A 6,314-nucleotide genomic window follows, 5' to 3' on the forward strand; every position below is an offset into this window, starting at 1 on the left:
TGAGCTCCTGCCGGGCGGGTTCAGCACCGCCGTACCGACATCGAGGATCACCCGCCATGACACCGAGCGCCCCCGACGGTCCCGTTCCCAAGGGCCGCAGCAGGCGCAACTTCGCGGGGGCACGGCCGGTGATGGCCGACGTGGCCCGGATGGCCGGCGTCTCCAAGCAGACCGTGTCACGGGTGCTCAACGACCATCCGGCCGTCCGTCCCGAGACGCGCGAGGCGGTCTCGGAGGCCATGCGCACGCTCGGCTACCGGCCCAGCCGCAGCGCGCGGTCCCTGGCCAGTGGCAGGACCCGGATGCTCGGGGTGATCTCCTTCGACGCTGCCCGCTACGGGCCCGCCTCGATCCTGACGGCGATCAACACGGCCGCGCAGGAAGCCGGTTACCTCGTCAGCTCCATCGCCCTCGACACGGCCGACCGCGCCACGGTCGTCGAGGCCGTGAACCGGCTGTCGGCCGAGGGCGCGGACGGCGTGATCGCGATCGCACCGCAGCTGTGGGTGGGCCGGGCCCTGGCGGAGACGACCGATCTGGGCACTCCCCTGGTGGTGCTGGAGAGCCCGCTCGACGCCAGCACTCCCCTGGTCACCGGCGATTCCCGCACCGGTGCCCGCAAGGCCACCGAGCACCTCCTCGCCCTCGGCCACACGACCGTGTGGCACATCGCCGGCCCGGCCGGCTGGACCTCCGCCGACCACCGGATGACGAGCTGGCGGGCGACGCTCCGGGACGCCGGAGCCGCCGTACCGGAGCCCCTCGTCGGGGACTGGGGCGCCGACTCCGGCTACGACCTGGGCCGCCGGCTGGCCCGGCGACCGGAGGTGACGGCGGTGTTCGCCTCCAACGACCAGATGGCGCTCGGCCTGCTGCACGCCCTGCACGAGTCGGGGCGGTCCGTCCCCGGGGACGTCAGCGTCGTCGGCTACGACGACATCCCCGAGGCGGCGCACTTCCTGCCGCCGCTGACCACCGTCCGCACCGACTTCGCGGAGATCGGCACCCGTTCCCTGCGCCTCCTCCTGGACCGGATCGACGGCCCGGGCGAGCGGCCCCGCGTCGACACGCTCGTGCCCGTGGACCTGGTGACGCGGGCCAGCAGCGGTCCCCCACCGGTGCGCTGAGGGGCGTTCGTCAGCTGCTCTCCCCGGCGGCGGCCCGCTGCCAGGCCCCCTCCCTCAGCAGCCGCAGCCCGTTCAGACCGACCAGGACCGTGGAGCCCTCGTGGCCCGCGACACCCAGCGGCAGCGGCAGGTCACCGGCCAGGTCCCAGACGACCAGACCGGCGATGAACACCCCGGCGATCACGAGGTTCTGCACGACCAGCCCACGGGCGCGGCGGGACAGGGCGACGGTGGCGGGGACCGCGGCGAGTTCGTCGCGCACGACGACGGCGTCCGCGGTCTCCAGGGCCAGGTCGGAGCCGGCCCGGCCCATGGCGATCCCGGTGTGCGCGGCGGCCAGGGCGGGCGCGTCGTTGACGCCGTCCCCGACGACCAGCACCTTGCGGCCCGCGCTCTCCAGCTCCCGGACGGCGTCCAGCTTGTCCTGCGGCAGCAGCCCGGCGCGCACGTCGTCGATGCCCGCCTCGGTGGCGAGGTGTGCGGCGGCGCGGGGGTTGTCGCCCGTGAGGAGTACCGGGGCGCTGCCGGTGAGCCGGGCGAGGGAGGCGACCGTGGCGGCGGCGTCCGGGCGCAGCCGGTCGGCGATGCCGAGCAGTCCGGCGGGGGTGCCGTCGACGACGACCAGGACGGCGGTACGACCGGACTCCTCCAGTTCCGCGGCAGTCCGGCCGAACTCCTCCGGCTTCACGGCCGTGCCGACTGCGGCGTCCGGTTCCGTGGCCGTGCCGTCGCGGGCGTCCAGCAGCCGGGCCGGTGCGCCCACCGCGACCGCACGGCCGCCGACGACGGCGGTGACTCCCACGCCGGGCGCCGACGTGAAGTCTCGCGCATCGGGCAGGTCGAGGCCGCGCTCGCGGGCCGCGTCCACCACCGCCCGGGCCAGCGGGTGCTCACTGGGCCGCTCGGTGGCGGCCGCCAGCGTCAGCAGCTCCCCCTCGTCCAGGCCGGATCCGGGCAGCGGCCGGACGTCGGTGACCCGCGGGCTCCCCTCGGTGAGGGTGCCGGTCTTGTCCAGGGCGACCGCGTCCACCTGGCCGAGCCGCTCCATCACCACGGCCGACTTCACCAGCACGCCGTGCCGCCCGGCGTTGGCGATGGCCGACAGCAGGGGCGGCATGGTGGCCAGCACGACCGCGCACGGGGAGGCGACGATCATGAACGTCATGGCCCGCAACAGCGCGTCGGTGAGCTGCGCGCCGAAGGCGAGCGGCACCAGGAAGACGGCCAGGGTCGCGGCCACCATGCCCAGCGAGTAGCGCTGTTCGACCTTCTCGATGAACAGCTGCGTGGGCGCCTTCGTCTCGGACGCCTCCTGCACCATGCGGACGATGCGGGCGATCACCGAGTCGGACGCGTCGTGCTCGACCCGGACGCGCAGCACGCCGGTGCCGTTGAGGGTGCCCGCGAAGACCTCGTCGCCCCGCTCCTTCGGCACGGGCAGCGGCTCGCCGGTGATGGTCGCCTGGTCCACCTCGCTCGCACCGTCCAGCACCCGGCCGTCGGCGCCGACGCGCTCCCCGGGGCGTACGAGCACGAGGTCGCCGACCGTCAAATCCTCCACGGCGACGGCCTGTTCACCACCGTCGGGACTCAGTCGGGTGGCCGTGGCGGGGGCCAGGTCGAGCAGGCCCCGGACGGAGTCGGCGGTGCGGGCCGTGGCCAGTGCCTCCAGCGCGCCCGAGGTGGCGAAGATGACGATGAGCAGCGCGCCGTCCATGACCTGCCCGATCGCGGCGGCGCCGAGCGCGGCGACGACCATCAGGAGGTCGACGTCGAGCGTGCGGTCCTTGAGCGCCTTGAGCCCCTCCCACCCCGGCTCCCAGCCACCCGTGACGTACGACAGGGCGTACAGCGGTCCCCATGTCCAGGCCGGGGCGCCGGTCAGCTGCAAGGGCAGCGCGAGCAGGAAGAGGACGGTGGCCGCGGCGGCCCAGCGCGCCTCGGGGAGGGCGAGGACACGGGTACGCCGCCGGGCCACCGCGCCGGGGCGCTCGGGCTTGGTCCGTTCGACCGGCTGCGGCGTGAGGGTGGAGGTCATCAGGGGTCCTTCTGGCGGGGGCGCGTCGGCGCCCCTCACCATACAGGAATACATGAAGACTGATTCATGTCTTCATTTCGAACAGGGCCTGGCCAGACCTGGGGCGGTCCTCGCCTCGTCGGCCTCAGTCACCCAGCGAGTCGATGACCGTCTCGCCCGCGTGCACGCGCCGCAGCGTGCCGATGAGACGGTCGGGGTCGCCCAGACGCTCCTTCAGCAGGCAGCCGACGCCGCCCGCGGGGCGCGGTCCGGCGAGGCGGTGCACCTGGTCGGTCGCGACCCGGGACGACAGCACCAGCAGCCCTGTTTCCGGGTGCCCGGCTCGGATCGCCCGGGCCGTCCCCAATCCTTCGTCCGTGCGGCCGGACGGCAGGTGGATGTCGATGACGACGACGTCGGGCGACGACCGGGCGACCTCACGCAGCCCGTCGGTATGGCCGGTGGCCGTGCCGACCACCTCGACCCCGCGCTCGGTGAGCACCCGGACGAGGGCGTCCCGCAGGGCGGGGGTGCCTTCGATGACGACGACGCGCATGTCCCCTCCCTCCCCGCACAGGACAGATGGTCCCCGCTCCGAAGGGTGGACGTCAGCGAGGTTTCCCTCACCGGTCCCGCTGGTTTTCCGCGCGCAGGTACATCAAGGTGGCCACGACCCGGCGGTTGAGGTGCCGCTGCTCGTTCTCGGAACCCAGGCCGAGCTTGCCGAAGATGGTCGACAGGTTCCTTTCGACGTTCCCCAGCGTGCAGGAGAGTTTCTGGGCGATGGCCAGGTTGGTCAGGCCCCTTGCCACGAGGGAGAGGATCTGCCGCTCACGGGGCGTCAGGCCCTCCAGCGGATCGGGCGCCCGGTCGGCGGGCCGGGGCTGCGGAACCAGGAGGTCACGGACCCATCCGGGGTCGATGACGACCTGGCCTTTGGCGACCCGGCTCATCGCGTCGGTGATCAGTTCCATGTCGCCCAGGCTGCCCTTCGCCATGAGGCCGACCGCGCGGGGCGGCTCCAGTCCCATGAGCCGTTTGACGTGCTCCACCGTCGGGTCGGTCGCGAGGACCAGCAAGGCGACCTCGGGGTAGAGAGCCCGGACTCGCTCGGCGATGCGCAGTCCCGCGTCGGCGGGCTGGGCCTCCTTGACCAGCCGCAGATCGAGGGTGACGACGTCCGGGGCGTGTTCGTCGACCAGGGCGACGGCGTCGTCGGCCGTTTCGGCACTCCCTGCGACCTCGACGCCGAGGCCGGTCAGGGCGGCGATGAACGTGGTGCGCAGCATCGGGTCGTCCTCGACGACGACAGCTTTCAAGGGACGTCTCCTTCTGTGGGATCGGGTGAGTCGGCGGGTGGCCCGCCGGGCAGGCGGGCCACGAGGCGGGTGCCTCCGCCGCGTGGGCTGTCGACGCGCAGTTCGCCCCCGACGGCCGCGACCCGCTCGGTCAGTCCGCGCAGGCCGGTGCCGCGGGCGTCGGCGCCGCCCTGTCCGTCGTCCCAGACGGTGACGATCACGTCGTCCCCGTCCGGTGCGACTGCGACGCGGATGGCTGCCCCGGGCGTGGCGTGCTTGACCGCGTTGGTGACGCCCTCCGCGATGACGAAGTAGGCGGTGGACTCCACGTGGCCCGGCCAGCGCCGGTCGGGCACCTGGTAGGTGACCCGCCCTCCGTGGTTGCGGGCCAGATTGCCGAGGGTGTTGCCCAGGCCCTTCTTGACGAGCTCATACGGGTCCAGTCCCTGGGACAGCTCGCGCAGCGTCTTCATCGAGTCGGTGAGTTGGCTCTTCGCCGTGGCCAGCAGGTCGGCGAGTTGGTGGCTTCCATCGGTCGCCGCCCGGCTGTGTGCCACGCCGAGCAGGGTCAACACGGCGAAGAACCCCTGCTGGGCACCGTCGTGAAGAGCACGCTCGATCCGTGTGCGCTCGGCCAGCTCGGCTTCGAGCAGTCGCCGCCGCGACTCGCTGACCTGCTCGTACAGCCGGACGTTCTCCATCACCAGGCCGGCGAGGGCGAACGCGATCGCCGTAGCCCGCCCGGTTTCCGTGAGGGCGGCGTCGTGTTCGATGACGCACAGCAGCCCGTCGCCGCGCCTGACCGGCGTGCGGGTGCGCGCCGGGTCCCGGCTGTCGTCGGCACTGCTGCCGGACACATCGGTGAGCACACCGCCCTGACGGGGCAGCAGCAGGCGCAGCGTGGGATCGCCGACGGCCTCGGCGAGGGACGTCTGCAGCGTGTCCAGCGGCGTGGCGTGCAGTTCCCCGAGCCGGGCGGGCAGTTCCGCGATGTGCATCTCCCTGCGCCACTGCAGGCCGGCCGAGACGATGTACGCCACGATGAGCCCGGCCGCCGAGCCACCGAGCATGAGCACCTCGATGACGAGGCGGAAGTCGAGAGGCAACCCCATCGCGCTGGTCAGGGAGGACGCGATGAGCAGCACACCGGCGATCACCAGGATCGCCCAAACCGGCCCGGTACGGCGACGGCGTACGGTGAGCGCGATCAGCAGGCGGCGCAGCACGATCACGATGCCCGTGATGCCGAGCACGGCCAGGATGAGGCTGCTCGCGATCGCCCACCGCGTGTTGACCTGCCCGATGTTGTAGTTCCACGTTCCGTCGGGGCGGTCGGCGAGGTACCGGCCCACCTGGGTGCCCGTGCAGGCGAGGTAGCAGATCGCGACGTAGACGCGGTCGCCCACCCCGCGCAGGCGTCCGGAGGGCAGGCTGAGGGCCAGGTGGCCGAAGACGCCGACGTACAGGAAGGCCAGGCAGAATCCCACGGCGAACAGGACCGGGTGGCTGCTGACACGGAGGAACTGCAGGTAGTAGGTGACGCCGAGCGCGATCAGCAGCACGCCCACCCGGGCTCGCGCCGTGCGGGTCCACAGCACGCCCCCCGCCAGGATCAGCGGTATTCCGAACCCCCGGTAGGCCAGGTCGGTCCAGAGCGCGGTCGGCGGCCCGACGCCCCAGGAGGCGATGGCCGCCCACCCTGCCGCGGCGAGCGCGAGCAGCGTGACCGGCACGGCGATGATGCCGGGCATCAGCCCGCCGCGAACCGTACTCCCCACTGGGTCAAGCCACCCCCCGGCCCGTGGTTAACCAGGCCTAGGTCGTGTCCGCAAAGTGGTGGCGTCGTTGGTCTGTTCGTGGTGCGTCGTCATG

The 6,314-nt window shown here is 72.9% G+C and carries 5 protein-coding genes; 1 reads left to right on the plus strand and 4 read right to left on the minus strand.

Features of this window, described 5'->3' with window-relative positions:
- Window positions 1-56 precede the first annotated feature (56 nt).
- Window positions 57-1,127 (plus strand): LacI family DNA-binding transcriptional regulator, encoded by a 1,071-nt coding sequence (locus IE153_RS24620; RefSeq protein ID WP_189591986.1) that lies wholly within the window; start codon window positions 57-59, stop codon window positions 1,125-1,127.
- Between the two features lie 10 nt (window positions 1,128-1,137).
- Here IE153_RS24620 and IE153_RS24625 read toward each other — a convergent pair whose 3' ends face one another.
- The 4 genes from IE153_RS24625 to IE153_RS24640 form a co-directional block, all read right to left on the minus strand.
- On the minus strand, window positions 1,138-3,165 hold the full coding sequence (locus IE153_RS24625) for a heavy metal translocating P-type ATPase (protein WP_189591987.1): 2,028 nt from the start codon (window positions 3,163-3,165) through the stop codon (window positions 1,138-1,140).
- Window positions 3,166-3,289: 124 nt separating this feature from the next.
- Entirely contained in the window at window positions 3,290-3,700 is a 411-nt protein-coding gene (locus tag IE153_RS24630; protein ID WP_189591988.1) for a response regulator, read from the minus strand.
- A 67-nt stretch (window positions 3,701-3,767) separates the two neighbouring features.
- Window positions 3,768-4,463: a LuxR C-terminal-related transcriptional regulator gene (locus IE153_RS24635; RefSeq protein WP_189591989.1), complete on the minus strand. Its 696-nt coding sequence runs from the start codon at window positions 4,461-4,463 to the stop codon at window positions 3,768-3,770.
- Complete coding sequence (locus IE153_RS24640; protein WP_189591990.1) at window positions 4,460-6,193, minus strand: sensor histidine kinase; 1,734 nt, start codon at window positions 6,191-6,193, stop codon at window positions 4,460-4,462. The genes IE153_RS24635 and IE153_RS24640 overlap by 4 nt, the downstream gene beginning before the upstream one ends.
- Between the last annotated feature and the right edge of the window lie 121 nt (window positions 6,194-6,314).

The sequence above is a fragment of the Streptomyces massasporeus genome, assembly GCF_014648995.1.
Taxonomy (GTDB): domain Bacteria; phylum Actinomycetota; class Actinomycetes; order Streptomycetales; family Streptomycetaceae; genus Streptomyces; species Streptomyces massasporeus.

Excerpts from the sequence above, each read along its gene's own strand:
- IE153_RS24620 (WP_189591986.1), top strand. The coding sequence starts at position 57 with ATGACACCGAGCGCCCCCGACGGTCCCGTTCCCAAGGGCCGCAGCAGG.
- IE153_RS24625 (WP_189591987.1), bottom strand. The coding sequence starts at position 3,165 with ATGACCTCCACCCTCACGCCGCAGCCGGTCGAACGGACCAAGCCCGAG.
- IE153_RS24630 (WP_189591988.1), bottom strand. The coding sequence starts at position 3,700 with ATGCGCGTCGTCGTCATCGAAGGCACCCCCGCCCTGCGGGACGCCCTC.
- IE153_RS24640 (WP_189591990.1), bottom strand. The coding sequence starts at position 6,193 with ATGCCCGGCATCATCGCCGTGCCGGTCACGCTGCTCGCGCTCGCCGCG.